General features: G+C 66.2%; 19 protein-coding genes and 1 pseudogene. 14 read left to right on the plus strand and 6 right to left on the minus strand.

Features of this window, described 5'->3' with window-relative positions; translation table 11 throughout:
• Positions 1-6 precede the first annotated feature (6 nt).
• From thpR to pdxY, 7 genes are all read left to right on the plus strand, one after another.
• Entirely contained in the window at positions 7-579 is a 573-nt protein-coding gene (gene thpR / locus N2M23_RS01510) for an RNA 2',3'-cyclic phosphodiesterase (protein ID WP_265442769.1), read from the plus strand.
• Positions 580-645: 66 nt separating this feature from the next.
• On the plus strand, positions 646-2,130 hold the full coding sequence (locus tag N2M23_RS01515) for a long-chain-fatty-acid--CoA ligase (protein ID WP_265442770.1): 1,485 nt from the start codon (positions 646-648) through the stop codon (positions 2,128-2,130).
• Positions 2,131-2,176: 46 nt separating this feature from the next.
• Positions 2,177-2,620, plus strand: coding sequence for a MarR family winged helix-turn-helix transcriptional regulator (locus N2M23_RS01520; RefSeq protein WP_265442772.1), 444 nt, complete (start codon positions 2,177-2,179; stop codon positions 2,618-2,620).
• Between the two features lie 23 nt (positions 2,621-2,643).
• Positions 2,644-3,705 (plus strand): App1 family protein, encoded by a 1,062-nt coding sequence (locus N2M23_RS01525; protein ID WP_265442773.1) that lies wholly within the window; start codon positions 2,644-2,646, stop codon positions 3,703-3,705.
• Entirely contained in the window at positions 3,698-4,624 is a 927-nt protein-coding gene (locus tag N2M23_RS01530; protein WP_265442774.1) for an Fpg/Nei family DNA glycosylase, read from the plus strand. Before N2M23_RS01525 ends, N2M23_RS01530 begins: the two co-directional genes overlap by 8 nt.
• A 25-nt stretch (positions 4,625-4,649) precedes the next feature.
• On the plus strand, positions 4,650-4,976 hold the full coding sequence (locus N2M23_RS01535; RefSeq protein ID WP_265442776.1) for a rhodanese-like domain-containing protein: 327 nt from the start codon (positions 4,650-4,652) through the stop codon (positions 4,974-4,976).
• Between the two features lie 31 nt (positions 4,977-5,007).
• The gene (gene pdxY, locus N2M23_RS01540) at positions 5,008-5,856 is read left to right on the plus strand and encodes a pyridoxal kinase PdxY (RefSeq protein ID WP_265443860.1); all 849 of its coding nucleotides are present in this window, start codon (positions 5,008-5,010) and stop codon (positions 5,854-5,856) included.
• A 4-nt stretch (positions 5,857-5,860) separates the two neighbouring features.
• Here the strand turns inward: pdxY and N2M23_RS01545 are convergent, their stop codons facing one another.
• The gene (locus N2M23_RS01545; RefSeq protein WP_265442777.1) at positions 5,861-7,096 is read right to left on the minus strand and encodes an MFS transporter; all 1,236 of its coding nucleotides are present in this window, start codon (positions 7,094-7,096) and stop codon (positions 5,861-5,863) included.
• A gap of 86 nt (positions 7,097-7,182) precedes the next feature.
• Here N2M23_RS01545 and N2M23_RS01550 point away from each other — a divergent pair, with 86 nt between their 5' ends.
• Entirely contained in the window at positions 7,183-8,067 is an 885-nt protein-coding gene (locus N2M23_RS01550; protein WP_265442779.1) for a LysR family transcriptional regulator, read from the plus strand.
• Here N2M23_RS01550 and ppk2 read toward each other — a convergent pair whose 3' ends face one another.
• On the minus strand, positions 8,068-9,135 hold the full coding sequence (ppk2, locus tag N2M23_RS01555) for a polyphosphate kinase 2 (protein WP_341870573.1): 1,068 nt from the start codon (positions 9,133-9,135) through the stop codon (positions 8,068-8,070). It lies immediately after the preceding gene.
• A gap of 230 nt (positions 9,136-9,365) precedes the next feature.
• On the opposite strand from ppk2, the pseudogene N2M23_RS01560 reads away from it, so the two are divergent.
• Positions 9,366-9,871: pseudogene (locus tag N2M23_RS01560) on the plus strand (DUF1345 domain-containing protein).
• A 124-nt stretch (positions 9,872-9,995) separates the two neighbouring features.
• On the opposite strand, the gene N2M23_RS01565 reads toward N2M23_RS01560, so the two are convergent.
• Positions 9,996-11,393 (minus strand): M4 family metallopeptidase, encoded by a 1,398-nt coding sequence (locus N2M23_RS01565; protein ID WP_265442780.1) that lies wholly within the window; start codon positions 11,391-11,393, stop codon positions 9,996-9,998.
• Positions 11,394-11,642: 249 nt separating this feature from the next.
• On the opposite strand from N2M23_RS01565, the gene N2M23_RS01570 reads away from it, so the two are divergent.
• Positions 11,643-12,848: an ATP-binding protein gene (locus N2M23_RS01570; protein ID WP_171151905.1), complete on the plus strand. Its 1,206-nt coding sequence runs from the start codon at positions 11,643-11,645 to the stop codon at positions 12,846-12,848.
• Positions 12,849-12,869: 21 nt separating this feature from the next.
• Here N2M23_RS01570 and N2M23_RS01575 read toward each other — a convergent pair whose 3' ends face one another.
• Complete coding sequence (locus N2M23_RS01575) at positions 12,870-13,196, minus strand: hypothetical protein (protein WP_265442782.1); 327 nt, start codon at positions 13,194-13,196, stop codon at positions 12,870-12,872.
• A 56-nt stretch (positions 13,197-13,252) separates the two neighbouring features.
• On the opposite strand from N2M23_RS01575, the gene N2M23_RS01580 reads away from it, so the two are divergent.
• Genes N2M23_RS01580 through N2M23_RS01595 form a run of 4 tightly spaced genes read left to right on the plus strand, consistent with a single transcriptional unit; the run spans position 13,253 to position 20,230 of the window.
• The gene (locus N2M23_RS01580; RefSeq protein ID WP_265442783.1) at positions 13,253-15,280 is read left to right on the plus strand and encodes a type I restriction-modification system subunit M; all 2,028 of its coding nucleotides are present in this window, start codon (positions 13,253-13,255) and stop codon (positions 15,278-15,280) included.
• Positions 15,277-16,506 carry a restriction endonuclease subunit S domain-containing protein gene (locus N2M23_RS01585; RefSeq protein WP_265442784.1) on the plus strand — a complete coding sequence of 410 codons (1,230 nt, stop codon included), beginning with the start codon at positions 15,277-15,279 and terminating at the stop codon, positions 16,504-16,506. Before N2M23_RS01580 ends, N2M23_RS01585 begins: the two co-directional genes overlap by 4 nt.
• Before the next feature lie 5 nt (positions 16,507-16,511).
• Entirely contained in the window at positions 16,512-19,598 is a 3,087-nt protein-coding gene (locus N2M23_RS01590; RefSeq protein ID WP_265442785.1) for a type I restriction endonuclease subunit R, read from the plus strand.
• A gap of 8 nt (positions 19,599-19,606) precedes the next feature.
• The gene (locus N2M23_RS01595; RefSeq protein WP_265443865.1) at positions 19,607-20,230 is read left to right on the plus strand and encodes a ribonuclease D; all 624 of its coding nucleotides are present in this window, start codon (positions 19,607-19,609) and stop codon (positions 20,228-20,230) included.
• Here the strand turns inward: N2M23_RS01595 and N2M23_RS01600 are convergent.
• Together N2M23_RS01600 and N2M23_RS01605 are read right to left on the minus strand one after the other, a co-directional pair.
• The gene (locus N2M23_RS01600; RefSeq protein ID WP_265442786.1) at positions 20,224-21,042 is read right to left on the minus strand and encodes a hypothetical protein; all 819 of its coding nucleotides are present in this window, start codon (positions 21,040-21,042) and stop codon (positions 20,224-20,226) included. The genes N2M23_RS01595 and N2M23_RS01600 overlap by 7 nt on opposite strands.
• Entirely contained in the window at positions 21,020-21,982 is a 963-nt protein-coding gene (locus N2M23_RS01605; RefSeq protein WP_265442787.1) for a hypothetical protein, read from the minus strand. The genes N2M23_RS01600 and N2M23_RS01605 overlap by 23 nt, the downstream gene beginning before the upstream one ends.
• Positions 21,983-22,058 lie beyond the last annotated feature (76 nt).

Raw genomic sequence — 22,058 nt, forward strand, 5'->3', positions numbered from 1 at the left:
AGCTGTATGACGCGAATGTTTGCGGCGGTGCTCCCGCCAGAGCCGGTCAAGGAAGAGCTCGCCGAGTTTCTGCAGCCGCGCTCCGAGCACCCATGGATCGATCCCGAGCAGTGGCACATCACGCTGGCCTTCCTGGCACGGGTCAACGACGCCCGGCTCGACGAGCTCCTCGACGGTCTGCGTGCCGCCGGACGTCGGCGATCGCCGGTGACGTTGCGGCTGCACGGAGCCGGGGCTTTCCCGGATCCGGTGCAGGCCAAGGTGCTCTGGCTGGACATCGCCGCCTCGAGTGCCGATCTGGACGAGCTGCATCGGTTGGCAACCAATGTGCGCAGGGCCGCCGCGCACTCCGGAGCCCCGCCGGACGGCAAGGATTTTCGACCGCACCTGACCGTCAGCCGGCTGAAACGTGCCGGCCAGCAACTCGATTGGCTGGACGTCCTCAGCACGTATGACGGGAGCCCTTGGCAGGCAACGGATTTCGCGTTGATCGAGTCTCACCTGGGCGAGGGCCCACGAGGCCGGCCGCGCTACGAGATCGTCGAGCGCATCCCCCTGCTGGACGACCGGGTGCACTGACCCGCGCGTAACCGACTTCGCGCAAGGCCCTCCCGCTGCGCCGTGATCCCGCTTACAGTTGCGGCCATGACGAATCTGGCGGCCAACCTCGCAGCGACCGCGGACAAGCACCCCGACGTTGTCGCGATCAAGCTCGATGACTTCGAACTGACCTACGCCCAGTTGCGCGATGCGGCAGCGAAATTCGCGGGCAAGCTGGTCGCGCGCGGGATCAAGCCGGGTGACCGGGTCGCGCTGTCACAGCCCAACCTGCCGACGTTCCCGGTGATCTTCTACGGGGCGCTCTGGGCCGGCGCCACCGTCATACCGATGAACCCGCTGTTCAAGCCGCGGGAGATCGAGTACTACCTGTCCGACTCCGGTGCGTCGATCATGTTCGGCATGCCCGGCGACGGCGAGGCAGGTGCCAAGGAGGCAGGAGTCGACTTCGAGGCCGTCGACCCGGCGGACCCGGTGGCACTCATCGGCGACGCCGACCCGATCCCCGAGCCGGTCGACCGGGCGCCCGACGACACCGCGGTCATCCTCTACACCTCCGGCACCACCGGCCGGCCGAAGGGCGCCGAGCTGACCCACCACAACCTCGACGACAACTGCCACATGGTCGTCGACCAGTTGATCGGCACCGAGCCGGGCGACGTGATCATGGGCTGCCTGCCGCTCTTCCACGTCTTCGGGCTGACCTGCGGTCTCAACGCAGGTGTGCTGAGTGGTGCGACCCTCACGCTGGTGCCGCGCTTCGACCCGGCCAAGGTGCTGGAGGTCATGCAGCGCGACAAGGCGACGATCTTCGAGGGCGTCCCGACGATGTACAACGCGATGCTCACCGCTGCCGGCGACGGCGAGATCGACCTGGCGACCCTGCGCACCTGCTGCTCGGGCGGCGCGGCGCTGCCGGGCGAGGTCATGCGCCAGTTCGAGGAGCGCTTCGGCGCCAAGATCCTCGAGGGCTACGGCCTGTCCGAGACGTCTCCGGTCGCGTCGTTCAACCTGCCCGATCACCCGCGCAAGATCGGCTCGATCGGCTTGCCGCTGCGGGGAGTCCAGATGCGCCTGGCCGAGCGCGACGGCTCGGACACCCCCGAGGGCGAGGTCGGCGAGATCGCGATCAAGGGCGACCTGATCATGAAGGGCTACTGGGACAAGCCGGAGGCCACCGCCGAGGCGATCAAGGACGGCTGGTTCTTCTCCGGCGACCTGGCCACCAAGGACGACGAGGGCTACTACTTCATCGTCGACCGGGCCAAGGACATGATCATCCGCGGCGGCTACAACGTCTACCCGCGTGAGGTGGAGGAAGTCCTCTACGAGCACCCCGAAGTCGTCGAGGCGGCGGTGCTCGGTGTGCCCCACGAGCACTACGGCGAGGAAGTTGCGGCATACGTCGTCCGGGCGCCGGGATCGAATCTGGCCGCTGACACGTTGACCGAGTGGGTGAAGGAGCGGGTTGCGGCCTACAAGTACCCGCGCACCATCACGTTCATCGAGGCGTTGCCCAAGGGCGCGACCGGCAAGATCCTCAAGCGAGAGCTGCGCGAGCCGCAGAAGTGACGGCACAGAGTTGACAGCACATAGACTAACTATGTAACATTCGCCCATGAACGACACCCCTGTCAACGAAACCGGCTCGAGGCTGCTGGGCGCCGTGGCGCGGCTCAATCGCTGGGCGACGCGGCACGCCGAGTTGAGCATCCCGCCGGCTCAGGGGCGCCTGCTGTCTCTGATCGACGAGCTCGGTCCGGCTCGCATCGGTGAGCTCGCAGTCGCCGATCACTGCAGCCAGCCGACGATGACCACCCAGGTGCAGCGGGTCGAATCCGCAGGCTGGGCAACCCGATCCACCGATTCCAAGGACGCCCGGGTGGCGCTCATCGAGCTGACCGACGCCGGCCGCGAGATGCTCGCCAGCCTGCGTGCCTCGCGCGCTCGGGCGCTCGCGCCGGAGTTCGACCGGCTCTCGCGGGAGGAGCAGGAGGCGTTGCGCAGCGCGACCGAGATCATCCTGCGCGTGGTCGGTGCGAACGAACGTCCGCAATCGTGAGTGGGCCCCTCTAGTCTGGCCGTATGCCGAAGGTCCACCCTGCGTCGCGCGCCGAGGATGCGCTCAACGCGGTCGTCGCGCGCCGGCTGCGCAAGCGCGGGTGGCAACTGCAGGTGATGCCCTTCACCGGGTATGGCGGGGCCGGCTTCGCCCGCATCATGGCTCGGGTGGTGCTGGCCCGCGACGGGCAGCCCGCGACGGCGCCGACCGCCGACGAGGCCAAGGCGCGCCGCGGTTTCAAGGTCTTCTTCTCCGCTCCGCTGGCCGAGGTGGACGTCGAAATCAGGTGTGGTGCCGCGACCGCGCAGGTCACCACTGACCGCGGCGGCTACCTCGACGTCGAGCTGCGCGACCACGGCTTCGCACCGGGCTGGCACACCGCGACGATCGGGGTCGGCGACATACAGGCCGAGGCGCCGGTGCAGATCATCTCGCAGGCCGCTCGCTTCGGGATCATCAGCGACATCGACGACACCTGCCTGATCACCGCGCTGCCGCGGCCGATGATCGCCGCGTGGAACACGTTCGTGCTGGAGGAGACCGCGCGCAAGGTGGTCCCGGGCATGCCGGCGATGTTCCGCTCGCTGCTCGCCGGCGAGCCGGGGGCGCCGATCATCTACCTGTCGACCGGCGCCTGGAACACCCAGCCGATCCTGACCCGCTTCTTCCGGCGGCACGGCTTCCCGACCGGACCCATGCTGCTGACCGACTGGGGACCGACGCAGGACCGGGCATTCCGCAGCGGGCGCGAGCACAAACGCTCGACGCTGCGCCGGCTCGCCGAGGAGTTCCCGGACATCCAGTGGCTGCTGGTCGGCGACGACGGCCAGCACGACCCGGTGATCTACGAGGAGTTCGCGGTGGAGCATCCGGACAACGTCGCCTGCATCGCGATCCGTCAGCTGACCCCGACCCAGCAGGTGTTGTCGCATGGTCACCCACTCGCGCGTGACGAGTTCCGCGGGCGGCCGGTGCAGGTGATGGTCTGCGAGGGTCCGGACGGCTTCACGCTGCACCGGCTGGTGCGAAAAGTGTTGGCCGGCAGCCCTATCGAGCCCGAAGAGGTGAGGAGCGCCGATGCCTGAGCTGCCCGAGGTGCAGGGTCTTGTCGACTTCCTCCGCTCGCGGATCGTCGACCTGCCGGTCGCGTCCGTGGAGCTCGGGTCGTTCTCGGTGCTGAAGACCTACGACCCGGCGCCGCAGGCGCTCGGCGGGCTGACCGTGACCGACGTGACCCGGCACGGGAAGTTTGTCGACATCGACGCCGACGGCATCCACCTGGTCTTCCACCTGTCCCGCGCCGGTTGGCTGCGCTGGTCGGACAAGCTCCCGCAGACCGTGCTGCGACCGGGCAAGTCGCCGATCGCGTTGCGCTGCAGGTTTGCCGACGACTCCGGCTTCGACCTGACCGAGGCCGGCACGCAGAAGCGGCTCGCGGTCTACCTGGTGACCGACCCGCAGCAGGTGCCCGGCATCGCCTCGCTCGGGCCGGACCCGCTGGAGATCAGCCGCGACGACTTCGCGGCGTTGCTGGCGGGGCGGCGGACGCAGATCACGTCCGGCCGGAGGACGGCAGAAGGTGCAGGATCTGGGGCACGGACGAGGAACGAGTCCGCGCGCCAGATCAAAGGACTGCTGCGCGACCAGTCGGTGTTGGCCGGGGTGGGCAACGCCTACTCCGACGAGGTGCTGCACGCGGCGAAACTCTCGCCATACGCGGTGGCTGGGTCGCTGGACGAGGAGCAGGTCACCCGGCTGTATGACGCCATGCGCGACATCCTCACCGAGGCGATCGCGGCCGCGTCGGGCAAACCGGCGAAGGACTTGAAGGACGCCAAGCGCGCCGGCATGCGGGTGCACGGTCGCACCGGCGAGGCGTGCCCGGTGTGCGGCGACGTGATCCGTGAGGTGTCCTTCGCGGACCGTTCGATGCAGTATTGCGCGACCTGCCAGACCGGTGGCAAGCCGCTCGCCGACCGGCGGATGTCCCGGCTGCTGAAATGATTTCGCTCTCGGCGAGGATGGTGGCATGAGCAACGCGACGACTCCGGAACAACTGCCCGACGACGCCGTCCTGCTGGACGTGCGCGAGCAGGACGAGTGGGACGCCGGCCACGCGCCGACCGCGGTCCACATCCCGCTCGGTGACCTGCCCGCCCGCCTGGGCGAGCTGCCCGAGGCGGACGAGGCAAACCCGCTGCCGGTGGTCTGCCGCGGCGGCGGCCGGTCGGGTCGCGCCGTGGCCTGGCTGTCGCAGCAGGGCTTCGACGTGGTCAACGTCGAGGGCGGCATGAAGCAGTGGTCGGCCGCCGGCAAGCCGCTGACGTCCGAGAGCGGCGACGCGCAGGTCATTTAAGGGGCGGCTCCCGCCATACACTGCGCGGGTGCTGAACATCCTGTCGATCCAGTCGTCGGTGGCCTACGGGCATGCGGGCAACAGCTCGGCGGTCTTCCCGCTGCAGCGGCTCGGCTACGAGGTCTGGCCGGTCTACACCGTCCACTTCTCCAACCACACCGGGTATGGCGAGTGGCGCGGCCCGGTCTTCGATCCCGAGACGATCGCCGACGTCATCACCGGTATCGAGGAGCGGGGCGTGCTGGGCGAGTGCGACGCGGTGCTGTCCGGTTATCAGGGCGGTGAGCGCGTCGGTGCGGTGATCCTCGACGCCGTGGCACGGGTCAAGGCGGCCAATCCGAAGGCGATCTACTGCGCGGATCCGGTGATGGGCGACGTCGGTCGCGGCTTCTTCGTGCGGCCGGGCATCCCGGAATTCATGCGGGACAGGGTGATCCCCGCGGCGGACATCGTCACGCCCAACCAGTTTGAGCTGGACTTCCTGACCGGACGCGAGGTGCACACGGTCGCCGATCTGCTCGAGTCGGCTGACGCGTTGCGTGAGCGTGGGCCGCGCACGGTGCTGATCACGTCGGTGCAGACCGACCAAACCCCAGCGGACTCAGTGCAACTCGCGGTGGTCACCGACGCGGGCGCGTGGATGGTGACGACGCCGCTGCTGCCGATGTATGTCTCCGGCGCCGGCGACGCGACCGCCGCGATCTTCCTCGCGCACTGGTTGCGTGCGGACCCCGCGAATGCGCTTGCCGACACTGCGGATTCGGTCTACTCGATCATGGAGCGCACGCACAATGCCGGCACGCGCGAGATCCAGCTGATCGCCTCGCAGGACGAGATCGCGCACCCGCAGGGTCGCTTCGAGGTCACCCGCCTGCGCTGAGGCGTCAGTGCGTGTGCTGCAGCATCCGCAGGGTCGACGCGCCGGCGACCACGATGATCAGGCCCGCGAAGCAGACCACGAGCGTGGTGGTCGGCACCCAGGTGAGCAGCACGCCGCAGAGGATGACCGGGATCGTGATCCCGGCGTACGCCGCCAGGAACATCCCCGCGACGGTCTCGCCACGGCTCGCCGGGTCGGCCATCCGGTTGGCAGCCGCAATGCTGGAGGCGAACACCAGCCCGATGCCGGCGCCGGTGATGCCGCCCGCGACGAAGAACAGCCATAGTGATGCGACCAGAGTGGCGACCGCGATCAGCACCAGCCCGCCCACGATCAGCACGAGCCCGGCCCACAGCTTCGGGCGAGGTCGCACCGCGAAGAGCGCGACCTGCGCGACCGAGCAGGCGCCCAGCGCGACGAAGACGACCAGCCCGGTGAGCAGCAGCGAGTGCTCGTGCATGACGGTGCCGAGCACGCTGCCACTGAGCGCGGTGAAGAAGCCCATCACCGAGAATGCGCCGCCGGCGGCGAGGCCGGCCGCAATGAACTCGTGCCGGCGGTGCGGCTCCACGCTCACTCGCTGCGGGCGGTATGACGGGAGCTGCGCAGGACGGTCCACGGTCTCCGGCGCGAGCAGCGCGATCACCCCGGCGAGTCCGAGCACGACGAGGAACGCGATGAACGGCAGCGTCAACGGGTCCGGCAGCCACTGCGCGAGGATGCCGCCGACCAAGGGACCGAGCGCGAGACCGCCGGTATTCACAGCACTGGCAACGGCGCTCGCGAGCCGGCCGTCCTCGTGCGGCGCACCCACACCACGCAACTCGGCCAGGTGCGCGGTTGCGGTCGACGTCAGGGCGCCGATACCCGCGCCGCAGATGAAACGGGCGACCAGCAGCGAGCCGACGTCCTTGAAGAGGACGAAGATGAGGCAGGACACCAGCTCAAGTGCGACAGCGGCGAGCAGCACGCGCCGGCGGCCGAGGTAGTCCGAGACGTGGCCGCCGAGGAAGAGCCCGGCCATCACACCGAAGCCGTAGGCGGCGAAGATCACCGTGATCATCACGGTCGGGAAGTGGTCGCGGGCCATGTAGAGCGAGTAGAGCGGCGTCGGCACGGTGGTGAACGCCATCGTCGCGGCGAACGCCGCGGCGAGCAGCCAGAAGGCGCGCCGATGGAGTGCGCTGCCTGCGCTGGGGGTGAGGTCAGGGCGTGCGGAGGCACCCGTCATAGCCGTCATGGCATCCATGGTGCGCCTGCCGCGCTGATCGTGTCCAACGAACAATAATGGATAGATCCATCGTCTTTAGCGATTAGTCTTGGATCATGGAGACCCGCCAGCTGGAGTACTTCGTCGCAGTCGCCCAGGAGCGCAGCTTCACCCGGGCCGCCGAGCGTCTCACCGCGGTGCAGTCGACGGTCAGCGCCGGCGTGGCGGCCTTGGAGAAGGAGCTGCGCTATGCGGTCTTCGTCCGGTCCACCCGCCGGGTCGAACTCACCGCGCTGGGTGCCGAGCTGCTGCCGATGGCCGAGCAGATGCTGGAGGGTGAACGGCGGATTCGTGCGCTCGCCGGCGAGGCTGGGGCCGGGCTGACCGGCCGGATCCGGATGGGCACGGTCTCCAACCTGGCGTGGCTGGACCTGCCGGCCCGGCTCGGCGAGTTTCATCGTGAGCACCCGGGCGTGCAGCTGTCGATGGTGCACCGGCCGCGTGGCTCGACCGACATCGTGCGCGACCTGCGCGCCGGCCGGCTCGACATCGGGCTGGTCGGGCTCGCGCCCGAGGAGCTGACCGATCTGGCACCAGTAGTGATCGACGACAGTCCGCTGGTTGCCGTGCTGCCGCGCGGGCACCGGCTCGCCGGCCGGTCCCGGATCGATCTGGCCGATCTCGCCGAGGAGCCGTTCGTCGACATGCCGCAGGGTTTCGGCAATCGGTTGGCCGTCGAGCGCTACCTGCGCGAGCAGAAGCTGCGTCGGCGCGTGGTCGTCGAAGTGCCCGACCTCGCCACCGTGCCGGAGTATGTCGGGGCCGGCCTCGGCGTTGCGGTCGTGCCCGATCAGGGGCTGACAGGGACCGGCGTGGTCATCCGGCCGCTCACCGCGCAGCTCCATTGGCGGATGAGCGTGGTGTCGACGCAAGCAGCTCGCGGCATACCTGCTGTGGACGCGTTGCTGCGGGTGCTCGACGTCCGTCACGAGCGCGAATAGTCAACGTCCCGAGCGGTATCCGCCCTGGAATCCATCCTCGCCCTCGTCGAGGATCTGCTTGGCGGAGCCGACGATCTTGGGGTCGGGGAAGCCGATGATCGCACGGTCCTTGCCGGGGTAGGGCAGCTTGTCGAGCACGTAGCGCATTGCTTCGATGCGGCCGCGCTTCTTGTCGTTGGACTTGATCACCGTCCACGGCGCCCAGTCGGTGTCGGTGTGCGCGAACATCGCCTCCTTGGCCTGGGTGTAGGCGTCCCACTTGTCCAGGCTGGCGAGGTCGGTCGGGCTGAGCTTCCACTGCTTGACCGGGTCGGTCGCGCGGCGCTCGAAGCGGGCGATCTGCTCCTTGCGGCCGACGGAGAACCAGAATTTGATCAGCGTGACCCCGGAGTTGACCCACATCTGCTCGAGCTGCGGGCAGGAGCGCATGAATTCCTGATACTGGCTGTTGGTGCAGTAGCCCATGACGCGCTCGACGCCGGCCCGGTTGTACCAGGACCGGTCGAAGAAGACGATCTCGCCGGCGGCGGGCAGGTGTGCGACATACCGCTGGAAATACCACTCGGATTGCTCGCGTTCCGTGGGCTTTTCGAGGGCGACGACGCTCGCGCCACGGGGGTTGAGGTGCTCGGTGAAGCGCTTGATCGCGCCACCCTTGCCGGCGGCGTCACGGCCCTCGAAGACGATGACGACCTTCTGCCCGGTCTCCTTGACCCACGCCTGCATCTTGAGCATCTCGATCTGCAGGCTGCGCTTGATCCGCTCGTACTCCTTGCGGGTCATCTTGGTGTCGTAGGGGTAGCCCGACTTCCAGACGTCCGCATGCAGATCCGGTAGGTCGATCTCCTGTGCGCCGGCCCAACTGGCTAGAGCGAGAGGAGATTTCGCGGCCCGTGCGCCAGTCGAACCGGTCGAGCCCGGTGACTCCGACGGGCCGTCGTCCTCGTCGTAGTCGTCGTGCTCGTCGTCGAACCCGTGGTCCCGCTCGAGGTGCTCGGCGTGCTCCGCGTCGTCGGTGCGTGCGTCCACACTGTCGGTCGGTGCGCCGGGGGCCTGCTTCTCGTCCATCCCCACGAGTCTCGCGCACCCGACCTGGCATCGGTAGCGGTGGCCGGAGATTTCACCTGCTCGTCACGTGCCGCACTACGGTTACCGCCATGAGAGACCCGCGCGATGTCTGGTGGCGCAGCAGTCGGCGGTTGGCCGAGATCGTGCTGGTGCTGCTGGGCGTTGCCTTCGCAGTTGCCCCCGGCGGGACGCTCAACCTGCTCATCCTGTTGGTGTGGGACGTGCTCGCGATGGCGATCATCACCACGCGCTGGCTGGCCGTCCGACGTGCCGCCCGCGGTCGACAGACCAGCTGGATCCATCAGGTGTCCGGCTATCGGGTGGCGTTCCTCAGCGCGCTCCTCGCCAGCATCACCGGGATGGCGGGAGGTCTGCTGATCACCAAGCCGGACATTCTCTTCAGCGGTGTCGATCCGGACCTGGTGCCGGCCGTCCGGATCGTCGCAGTGCCAGCAGTTTTCGCCGGTTGGGCGCTGCTGCAGTTCGCGTATGCCGACAGCTACGCCCGGCTCTACTACGAGCGGCAGCAGGAGCCGCGCACCCTGGCCTTCCCGAGACCGACGACCCGGACGAATCCGACTTCGCCTACTTCGCATTCACGCTCGGCACGTCGTTTGCGACATCGGACGTCAACGTGCAGGACCGGCACACCCGCTATGTCGTGCTGACTCATTCGATCCTGGCGTTCTTCTACAACAGCATCATCCTGAGCATCGCGATCTCGGTGCTGCGCTGATCTGCGCCCGCGTGCTGGTCTCGATACGGCCTCGCCCGTGGGGGCTCGGCCTACTCGACCAGCAAGTGTCGCGGAGGAGCGAAGCGGGGGAGCGCGTATCGAAACCAGCGCTCCCCCGGACGCATCAGAGGATCCCGCGGGCCTGGAACGCGGCCTTGACCGTCGCGGCGTCGGCTGCGCCATACAGCCCCTGGGCGGCGGCGACGGTGGCGTTCGCGGCCTGCGCGAAGTCGGCGTTCGGCGCGTAGCTGAACTGCCCCTCGAAGATGACCTTGGCGGCCTTGTCCCGGCCGAGGTTCTTGTCGATGTCGAAGAGCGCGCGCGACCAGATCTCGCCGTCGTCGTGCACCTCACCGGTCTTGTCGGTGACGGTCTTGTTCGTGTCGAGGCGACGGATGCAGTGCGGCGTGGTCGAGGTGTAAGCCGTGCTGTCCCAGTCCATTACGCAGGCCCACGGCGTGGTCGCCGTGCTGGTGCTGTTGTGCTGGGACATGAAGAACGCCAGGTAGTCGCCGAAGCCCTCGCCGATCGCGCCGCCCTCCTCGGTGCTGCCGAAGCCGGGCACCTGGTCGTCCTGCACGGCGTGGCCGTATTCGTGCCAGACGACTTCCTGGTCCTCGGCGTCGTCGACCCCGCCGGTGCCGAAGGTGATGGTGTCGGCGCTCGGGGTGTACCAGGAGTTGTCGTCGGTGCTGGTGTCGACCGACAGGTCCTGCGCCTCGTTGTTGACGTCGGTGAAGCCGAGGCCCTGGATGGTGGCCTGCGCCTGATCGACCGCGTAGTAGGCGTTGACCTGCTCGAAACCTTGCTGGCTGCGGTCGAAGTTGAACGCGCCGTTCGTTGCCTTGACCGCCGGATTGCTGCCGGAGGTCTCGTTGATCACCGTCGCGAAGCTGCCGCGCAGGTAACCGCTGGCGTCCAGACGCTGCAGCGTGACCGTCTTGTATGCCGCGGCCGGCACCGCGGAGGCTGCGTTGTTGCCGTCCTTGAGCGACTGATTCTGTTGCGACACAACCGGGTTCGGGTCGAAGACCTTACCGGTCGCGTCGGCGAAGCGGCGCTCGTCGACGATCTTGAGGACCTTCCCGTCGGAGGCTGCGACATACACCTTCTTGCCGCCGGTGGTGCGCACCTCGTAGGCGACCTTGGCGGTGTCTCCGGGGAGCACGACGAGCTGCTGCCCGCGGGCGACACCGTGCGGAGCGGCAGCCTTGGTGGCGGCGGCCGGGGTGATGCGGCCCTTGCCGACGGCGAGGTTCTTGACCGCGACACGGTGGTCGTCGGCGCTGGTCTTGCCCTTGAGGTCGTGCACGGCGTAATAGCCGCCGACGACCGGCAGGCCGCCGGCCCGCTGCTGATACCAGGTGTGGGTGCCGAGCAGCGAGTGCTTGACCCGCACCTGGGTGACGTCGCTCGGCACGTTCGGACCGGCCGCGTGTGCTGCGGGCTGGGCGAAGGCGATGGTGCCGGCCGCGAGGGTGGCGGCGGTGCTGAGCGTGCCGACGAGGGCAGACGTGCGCATGGAGGATCTCCCGTGACGGTAGTGAATTGGGGTGTCGCACAGCAGATCACGGGACTGCACCGGTGCAGGCCGGCTTGATGGAGTCTTTAACGAGCCTTGAAGAACCCAAAACGGATTGCGCCCGCTAGCGCATTATCGGACGCGCGCTAGAGAGCGCCATACATTGCTCGCGAGGGACTGCTGGCAGCTCCGCTACGACACGCTAGCGATATATCGGCCGGAGGCTAGATTGCGCCATACAGTCCTCGCGTGGACCCGATACGCAATCCCTACGCCCCTGGCGCCGGTCAGCGGCCGCCCGAGCTTGCCGGCCGTGACGATGAGTTGCGCACCTTCGACGTGGTGCTGGAGCGCATCGCGAAGGGGCGCCCCGAGCGGTCGGTGGTGCTGACCGGGCTGCGCGGTGTCGGCAAGACCGTGTTGCTGAATGCGTTGCGGTCGGCGGCAGTCCGGGCGAAGTGGGGCACCGGCAAGCTGGAGGCGCGGCCCGATCAGCGGTTGCGCCGGCCGCTGTCGTCGGCGCTGCACCAGGCGGTGCGCGAGCTTGGGCATTCGCAGCAGGGCGACGTCGACCAGGTGCTCGGCGTGATCAAGTCGTTCGCGCAGCGGGATGCAGGGCCGAATGCGAAGCTGCGCGACAAGTGGAGCCCGGGCATCGACGCACCGGCTGTCTCGGGCCGGGCCGACTCGGGTGACATCGAGATCGACCTGGTCGAATTGCTCTCGGACGCAGGCGGATTGGCGGCCGACATGGGGCGGGGCATCGCGATCTTCATCGACGAGATGCAGGATCTGCACGCCGACGACGTGTCGGCGCTGTGCGCGGCGTGCCATGAGATCAGTCAGGCGTCGCTGCCGGTGATCGTGGTGGGCGCCGGGCTGCCGCACCTGCCGGCGGTGTTGTCGGCGTCGAAGTCCTACAGCGAGAGGCTCTTTCGCTACTCCCGCATCGACCGGCTGCCGCGGGAGGCGGCGGACAAGGCGTTGCAGACGCCGGCGCGTGACGAGGAGGCCGACTTCGAGGCAGCCGCGCTCGACGCGATGTATGCCGCCACCGGCGGCTACCCCTACTTCATCCAGGCCTACGGCAAGGTCGCCTGGGACGTGGCCCCGGGCTCGCCGGTGACGGCCGCCGACATCGAGGTCGCGGCCCCGGCAGCGGAGGCAGAGCTGGCGGTCGGATTCTTCGGATCCCGTTATGAGAGAGCGACTCCCGGCGAGCGCGAATATCTGCGCGCCATGGCCGACGCCGCAGGTGAGCTCGACGCCGACGAGCTGGACGATGTCGAGTCGGTGCCCACCTCCGCAGTGGCGTCGGTCTTGGGCCGGAAGCCGCAGTCCCTCTCGCCCGCCCGGGATGCGTTGCTGAAGAAAGGCCTCATCTACTCCGGTGAGCGCGGGCGGATCGCGTTCACGGTCCCGCACTTCGGGAGGTACTTGCGGAGCGTGAGTTGACTGGACGCGCTTCCGGTTGGGTCACGCTCTAGCGGCCAGCTCGTCATACGCCGCGATCGTCATGGCGGCGAGCTCGTCCTTCGTGTGGGTGTCGAATCGGTGCTCCATGTCGGCCTCGAGATCGGAGTCCGGGGTGGTGACGATCCAGTTGACGACGTTGCCGAGTTGAACCAACCCGCACGCGACGCTGCGCGAGTCCGGCAGCACCAAGCGCACCAGCGGTCGGGTGTCACTGGTGACCAGCCGATCTGCGAGGTCCGGCCGCTGCTGCTTGATCTTCTCGGCGATGGCCCGCGCCTCGGTCAGGCGCATCATGCCGTTGACCATGTCTGCTGTTGGGAAGCTCATGTCGACACCATGCCGTCGAGCACCGACAGCGTGACGCACCGACTACCCTCGCGAGGGTGTCAGGCGTAGAGGGGTTCAGTGACAAGGTTTCATTCGTCTGGTCCGTGGCTGACCTGTTGCGGGGCGACATCCGCCAGCACGAATACGGCCAGTTCATCCTGCCGTTCGTGGTGTTGCGCCGGCTGGACTGTGCGCTGGAAGCGACCAAGCCCGAGGTGATCGAGAAGGCGAAGGCGCTGGCCGGCAAGGTCGAGAACGTCGACCCGATCCTGGAGCGCGTCACCAAGCAGCCCTACTACAACACCTCTCCGCTGTCCTTCACCGATCTGCTGAACGACCCGTCCAACGTCGGCAAGAACCTGCGCTCGTATGTCGCAGGCTTCTCCCGGGACGCAGCCGACGTGCTGGAGAAGTACCGCCTCGCCGAGCGCATCGACACTCTCGACAAGGCTGGCTTGCTCTACCAGGTGGTGGCGAAGTTCGCCGACATCAACCTGCATCCGAAGCTAGTGCCGAACGAGGCGATGGGATACATCTTCGAGGAGCTGCTGCGGCGCTTCTCGGAGATGCAGAACGAGACCGCTGGTGAGCACTTCACTCCGCGTGAGGTCATCAAGCTGATGGTCAACATCCTCTTCAGCGAGGACGAGGAAGCGTTGGCGGGTCCGGCTCCGGTGCGCACCATGCTCGACCCGGCCTGCGGCACCGGCGGCATGCTGTCCACCGGGCAGGAGCACCTGAGGACGCTGAACCCGGACGCGCACCTGGAGGTCTACGGGCAGGAGCTGAACCCGGAGACCTGGGCGATCTGCCGGTCGGACATGTTGATCAAGGGTGAGGACCCGGACAACATCGTGCTGGGCAACAGCTTCACCGCCGACGGGTTCTCCACCGACCGGTTCGACTACCTGCTGGCGAACCCGCCGTTCGGGGTGGACTGGAAGAAGTATGCCGACCCGATCGTCGCCGAGCACGACAACGAAGGCACGGACGGTCGCTTCGGGGCGGGCCTGCCGCGGGTGAGTGACGGATCGTTCCTGTTCTTGCAGCACATGATCGGCCGCATGAAGCCGGTCGTCGGCACCGGCGGCGGGTCCCGGCTGGCGATCGTCTTCTCCGGCAGCCCGCTCTTCTCCGGGGCAGCCGGTTCGGGTGAGTCGAACATCCGTAAGTGGATCATCGAGAACGACTGGCTCGAAGCAGTCGTCGCGCTGCCGGACCAGCTGTTCTACAACACCGGCATCTCCACGTACTTCTGGGTGCTGACCAACCGCAAGAGCGCCGACCGCAAGGGCAAGATCGCCCTGATCGACGCCCGCGGGGCGGCGTCGAAGATGCGCAAAAGCCTTGGCAACAAACGGCATTACCTCACCGACGACACGATCGCCGAGCTAACGCGTTTGTATGCCGATGCGCCCCACCTCGCCGACTCCGACGACGAACCGCGGGTCAAGGTCCTGCCGAACGAAGCCTTCGGCTTCCAGCGCATCACCGTCGAACAGCCGTTGCGCCGTCGCTGGCAGATCACCGACGAGGTCCTCGAAGCCTTGGCCGAGTCCAAGCAATGGCAGAAGTACGAGAGCACCTCCGCCGGTCGAGAAGTTCCTGCCCGCCGGTCGAGTAGCGGCGAGGAACGAGCCGCGTATCGAGACCATGAGCCGAGACCCGCTGACCTCCTCGCGTCGTATGTTGGCAAGGACTACGCCTCCGACAAGGACCTCATCGCCGAACTCAGCCCGGTCATTTCAGCATCCGTTGCTAAACAGTTGGCGAAGCTTGCCGCGACCCCCGACCCGGACGCCCCAATCGTTAAAGACCGCAAGGGCAATTCGTTGCCCGACCCCGACCTCCGCGACTACGAGAACGTCCCACTCGGCGAAGACGTCGACCTCTACCTCAAGCGCGAAGTCCATCCCTACGCGCCCGAGGCGTGGATCGACCACAGCAAGACCAAGATCGGCTACGAGATCCCACTGACTCGGCACTTCTACGTCTACACGCCACCACGCCCGGTCGCCGAAATAGACAAGGAGATCGCAGAGCGCGAGGCAAGGATTCGAGAACTGCTCGGAGGCTTGGCATGACCGACACAGTCCGAGTCCGAGAGCTGGCAGAGGTCAACCCTTCAGTTCCCGAATTTGAATCGTTACCAGCAGATTCGGATGTCACCTTTGTACCCCTTGAGGCTGTGTGGCCTGCTAGTCGATTGGACTTGTCGCGGGCTCGGCCGAAGTCCGAAGTCTCGACTGGGTACGTGCGGTTCCGTGACGGAGACGTGCTTGTGCCGAAGGTGACACCTACGTTTCAAGCCGCACGCAGTGCTCTTGCGGTAGGCGTTCCGACGACTGTTGGCGCCGCCAGTACGGAGGTGCACATCGTTCGGCCGCGCCCTGGAAACGACCCGCGGTATGTGACCTATGGGTTCCACACTGAGCAGTTCCTTGGCGAGGGTGTATCGGCATTTCAGGGAGTTGCTGGTCTGCAGCGCGTTCCTGACCTTTTTCTCCGGGACTTCAGGATTCGCCGGCGCAGCTTGGAAGAGCAGCGGCAGATCGCGGACTTCCTGGATGACCAGGTCGCCCGGATCGATGAGATCGTCCGCCTCCGCGAGGAGCAGATCGGAAGCCTGCGGATGCGCCTGCAGACGCTGGTGGATCAAGACTTTCAGTCTGAAGAGACCGATCCGAAGGCCTCACTACTGCTTCGGGTCACACCCGGATATGCGTTCCCAAGCGAAGGGTTTTCGCATGACGCTGAGGATGTGCGGCTCCTGAGGGGCGTCAACGTCGGTGTCGGTGAACTCAACTGGGAGGATTCGGTGCACTGGGCTGCTCCGACCGCGTCTCTCAAACCTTTCAACTTGCACGCGGGCGACGTCGTGATGGGTATGGATCGTCCGTGGATCCGCGGTGGCATGCGAATCGCAAAAGTCGCCGCCGAGGACCTACCAGCGCTGCTATTACAGAGAGTTGCGCTCCTCCGCCCCGGCCCATCGCTAGAGGTCGACTACATGTACTGGGCATACAGAGCAACAGCATTTCGGCTTGCAGTTGAGTCCGAGCTGACTGGACTGTCAGTGCCGCACCTGAGCGCTGAGCAAATCTGTTCATACCGAATCCCGCTTCTTGACCAAGCCGCACAGACGATGATCGGGATGAAGATGAATAGAGCGGCGCAGTCAACGGCGTCCCTTGAGAGTGAGATGCAGGCGCACATCGACCTCATGCAGGAGCGGAAGCGGTCGTTGACCACGGCTGCGGTGACGGGTGAGTTCGACGTGACGACAGCGTCGGGGAGAGGGGTGGCGTAGTCGTGGTGGGGAAACATTCGGAGGCGGCGTTCGAGGAGACGATCGAGCGTTACCTGCTGGAGCATGGTTGGCATCAGGGGCAGGCTTCGTCATACCGGGTGGATCTGGGATTCGATGGGTTCGAGCTGATCTCGTTCATCCAGGCGTCGCAGCCGGATGCATGGGAGAAGCTCGAAAACCATTACGGGTCAACCGATGCCGCACAGACCGCGTTCTATCGACGGGTTGCGGACGAGGTCGACGCGCGTGGCACGTTGGACGTGCTGCGCAAGGGCGTGGAAGTCAACTGGGTCCGCTTTGACTTGGCGTATTGGCGGCCGGCGCACCGGATCACTCCGGAGTTGTGGGACCTGTATGCGACCAACCGGTGCACGGTGACCCGGCAGGTGCATCACAGTGAGTCGAACCCGCACGACAGCATCGATGTGCTGTTGCTGATCAATGGGATCCCGGTCGCGACGGCGGAGTTGAAGAACCGGGTGACGGGGCAGGGGGTGCAGCAGGCGCAGCACCAGTACGAGAACGACCGCAACCCGGCCGACCTGCTCTTCCGTGCGCGGTCGATCGTGCATTTTGCGGTGGACCAGGACGTGGTGTCGATGACCACGCGGCTGGCGCGCGAGCAGACCCGGTGGCTGCCGTTCAACCAGGGATCAGGCGGACCGGGCCAGCAGGGCGGCGAAGGCAACCCGGTGAATCCGGGCGGTTACAAGACGGCATACCTGTGGGAGCAGGTCTGGGATCGCGACGCCTGGCTGGAGCTCTTCGGGTCGTTCGCGTCCGAAGACACCACCGGCGCCAAGCAGCCGTCGAAGATCAAGGCGCACGACCGGCGTTGGCTGTTCCCGCGGTTCCATCAGTGGCACGCGGTGCGCACCGTGACCGCGCATGCCCGCTCCTACGGGCCTGGTCACAACTACTTGCTGCAGCACTCGACCGGCTCGGGCAAGTCGAACACGATCGCCTGGCTCGCCTCGGCGTTGGCGACGCTGCACACCCCGTCCGACGATCCCGAACTCGGCAAGGGCGCACAGGCCGTCGGGTTGAGCACGGATCAGCCGGTGTTCTCCAAGGTGATCATCGTGACCGACCGGGTCGTGTTGGATCGGCAGTTGCAGGACACGGTGACCGGGTTCGAGCACACGCCGGGCACGATCCAGAAGATCGATGAGAACTCTGCGCAGTTGCGGGAAGCCTTGGAGTCGGCGAAGGCGCGGATCATCATCACGACGTTGCAGAAGTTCCCGGTCGTCGCCGAGCACGCCACACAATTGGCCGGCGCCCGGTTCGCGGTGATCGCGGACGAGGCGCACTCATCCCAAACCGGTGAGGCCGCAACGGATTTGAAGGCCGTGCTGACAGGGAAGAAGGGTGATGACGCGCTAAGAGCGGCCGAGTCGGCTGAGGCTGCGGATGAGTCGAAGCCGGATGGGCAGGACAAGCTCGCCGCCCGGGCCGCGGCACGGGGCAAGCAGCCGAACCTGTCATTCTTCGCGTTCACCGCGACCCCGAAGCAGAAGACGCTGGAGACGTTCGGCGAACGTATCCCGGACGTTGCCGCGCCGGAGGGTATCCGGTTGGTGCCGTTCCACTTGTATTCGATGCGGCAGGCAATCGAGGAGGGCTTCGTCCTCGACGTCCTAAAGAATTACCTGACCTACGCGGTGTATTACCGGCTCGCGAACGGCCTGACTAGTGATGACCCGGAGTTGCCGAAGGGCAAGGCCGCCGCGGCATTGGCGAGGTTCGCGTCCTTGCACCCGTCGGCGTTCAGCCAGAAGGCCGAGCTCATCGTCGAGCACTTCCGCGCCCATACCGCGGCCAAGGTCGGCGGGCACGCGAAGGCAATGGTCGTGACTCGTTCCCGATTGCACGCGGTCCGGATGAAGCAGGCCATCGATGCCTACATCAAGGACAAGAACTACACAGACATCGCTGCGCTGGTGGCGTTCTCGGGAGCGGTCGAGGATCCGGATGTGCCGGATGTGGAGTTCACCGAGCCGAAGATGAATGGCTTCTCCGAGGGGCAGTTGCCGAAGAAGTTCAAGACCGACGACTACCAGGTGTTGATCGTCGCAGAGAAGTACCAAACCGGGTTCGACGAGCCGTTGCTGCACACGATGTATGTCGACAAGAAGCTCGATGGGGTCAAGGCCGTGCAGACACTGTCGCGGTTGAACCGGATCGCGCCGGGCAAGACCGACACGTTCGTGCTGGACTTCGTCAACGACGCCGACGCCGTACAGGCCTCGTTTGCGCCGTTCTTCGAACGCACCTGGGCCCAACCCACCGACCCGAACATCCTGTCCAACCTGAAGACCCGGCTCTGGCAGGCCGGCGTGCTGGACGGCGACGAGGTCGACACCCTCGTGGATGCGCTGCTCGCGCAGACCGGTGAGACCAATGAAGCGTTGTACGCGCAGACCGACCTCGCGCTGGCCAGGTACCTGGCGTTGCCGGAGGACGAACGGGAGGAGTTCCGCACCGCGCTCCGCGACTTCACGCGGCTGTACGCATTCCTTTCCCATGTGGTGCCGGTGGCGTCGCCGGATATGGAGCGGATCTACCTCTACGGACGAGTCCTGCTGCCGCGGCTGCCCGGTGAAGATGAAGACGGGATCGTCGACCTGTCGGGTGCCGCGGTATTGACGCACCTGCGGATCGAGAAGACCGCGTTCACCGATGCTTCGCTGACGACGGTCACGGACGAGGAGTCGGAGCAGACCGGGCACAAGGGAAGCGGGCAGGGCAAGCAGCACGAGGACCCGCGTGAGCGGTTGTCGTCGATCATCGGCCTGCTCAACGAGCGCTTCGGCACCAACTTGACCGAGACCGACCAGCTGTTCTTCGAGCAAGCCCAGGCTGATCTGGCCGACAACGCGCACGTCACGGCGGTCGCGCAGCACAACGACGAGGACCAGTTCATGTCCGTCTTCGACGATTACCTCGAAGGCGCCATGATCGACCGCCACGACATCAACAGCGGTCTGCTTCAAGCGTTCCTCGACAAACCCGACTTCCGACAGGCCCTCACCCAGATGATCGGCCGCGAGTTCTACAAGACCATCCGCGAGTCAGGAGAGAGCGCGTGAGTCGAACGGTGACTCCGGTTACGGTCCTCGAAGGGGACCTCACACCAGAGCTGGCTCGCGACCTTCGCGCTGCGCGACGGGTGGCCGTGGACACCGAGACCAGCGGGCTTGATTGGGTGACGGACGAACTTCAGTTGTGCCAGCTCTTCACGCCTGCGACCGGTGCGGTGCTACTACGCAACGTCACGGATAGGCCATCCCAGCTGGCTGACCTACTTGCCGATGCGAACGTCGTGAAGGTCTTCCATTTCGCACCTTTCGACCTCCGTTTCCTACAAGGGCGGTGGGGTGCCTCGGTGAGATCAGTCGAGTGCACGAAGGCGGCATCGAAGATCCTGTTCCCTGATCTGGCGTCGGAGCAGCACAGCCTCCGGGGGCTCCTGCATCGTCTGCTAGACATCGAGATCTCAAAGGGATCTGTTCGAACCAGCGATTGGGGCACGCCCCAGCTGTCAGCGGAGCAGATGCGATACGCCGCAACCGACGTCGAGCATCTACTTGTCCTCGCCGAGCTCCTTGGTCAGCGTCTCGTCGAAGCTGGAGTGCGCCCGTTGTTTGAGAAAGTCTGTGCCTACATGCCGGTGGATGCGCAACTGGAGGTCTCCGGTATTCCGAATCCGCTGACCTATTGAGCCGCGACTGGCTCCCAACGACCTTCTCGGTCGAACTCGAAACCGGCGGGTGCTGGCGTGTCGAGGTCGAGCACCAGTCTGAGATGTGACGGTGTCGACTCGGCCCCGACCCGAACGACCGTCGCCATGACTGGCCCGGCATCAAGGAGTTCGCGGACACTTGCGGAGAGCGCGCGTGGCACCCATCCGAGGGGCACACCGTCCGTCGTGGCAACGCAGGCGCAGACGTCGACCTGGTTGCCCTCTTCTGCTTCGATCCGCACGCTTTGTCCTGGGTGCAGGCTGCGCAGAGCGCTTTCGTGTTGGGTGTCGGTGACTTTGACGGACCGTCCCGCGATGACCCGGTCGGGTCCTGCGACGTGACGGACGCCGCTTACCAGAAACCTGGCCCGCGCGCGGCCGTCAATAACGGCTGGGATCTGCATGAACTGCAGAGTGTCCCCTGCGCGCTCACCGCCAGAGTGCACGATCTGCTCCCAAGGCGTGGCGTGCATCGCATCAAGCCCGATGTCGTGGAGGTATTCGGCGTAGTCCGGCCTCGTTGGTTCCATCACGCGCTGCTCGAACACAGCCGGAAGCCGGTCGCTGCGGTAGGTCTGATGAAGGTCGCCCAGTCCCGGCAGCGGACGGAGTCCTTCGACCATTTCGGCCGCGCGGGTATACCGGAACGTGAACTCGCCGCGGTCATGCGTGAATCGCCCGATCGGCACAATCTCTCGCGTCGTGGGGTGCTGCCACAGCAAGAGCAGGTCGTGCCCTTCTGAGACGTCGGCTGCGCTTGAGCGGCGATCAAGAACGCTCGTGGACCGCATCGCGGAGCCTCCTAAGATTCGTATTGAGTAGTTCGCACGCGAACGTAGCCGCGAGGTGTGACAACCCCTCGATGTCCTGTGCGAGCAATGCCTCAGTCAACTCCCTCAGGTCGAGCGTGCCTATCCGGGACCGCCACCAGTCTGCACCCTCAGGTGAGCAGAGCCCGACAGCGTTCATGGCATGTGCAACAAGCGTTGGTGGTCTGCCCTGGTGTTCAAACCGATAGGCGGTGCCTTTGCTTGCCCAGTTAGCCAGCTCGGCGTCGGACCTGAGGTAGGTCAGCCTTTTGTCGTCTGTGAGGTTGTAGCCGAGGCTGCTTGCGTGATCGTATGACGGAGACAGTCGTTTCGGCGGGTCGAGAAGACGAGGGATGAGCACAGCCCAGTTTTGCTCGTGCCGATCGCGATTCGCGATAAGGGCGTCGAGGAGTAGGTAACCCGCGAACACATCGAAACCGCTGAGAGCTGCTGGGCCATCGAAACCGGGTGGCGGCGCCGTGGCGTCCAAGGCTCGCTTGATGTTGGGGAGGCTGTGGCCGGGCCGTTTGACCTTCGGTCGCGACGGATCGACGCCCGGGCGGTCCTCAGTGTGCGGAAAATAGTCCGGGACACCGAGATCCTGAAGGACAACTTGGCCCTCCCATAGGTCAGCGTCCACAGGCCGAACTGTCTTCGAAAGCGATCCTCGCCTGCCCTCGCGTATGCACAACCGTGTCGTTGCGCAAGGCACTCCAAGGATCCTGGCGACCTGCGTTGAGGCGACCTCGGACCAGTCCTCGCCCTGCTCGACCCCGTTGCGCGGTATGACCGTGTCCTTGTGCAGCCACCAGACTTGACTGTCTGGGTCAGCGAGCCACAGGTTCTCTGTCGATCCGGTCTGCTGTCGTCCTACAACCTCCCACGCGGAAACGTCGAGCCGCTCCCACACCTGAGGTTTCACGCCACCATCTTGCACCACATCTGTCACAGCCTCGGTGCCTGAATTTGCAGCGGGCCTCGCGCCGGCTGCGCGCAAG

Origin of the sequence: Flexivirga meconopsidis (assembly GCF_026162425.1) — a bacterium.
Taxonomy (GTDB): Bacteria; Actinomycetota; Actinomycetes; order Actinomycetales; family Dermatophilaceae; genus Flexivirga; species Flexivirga meconopsidis.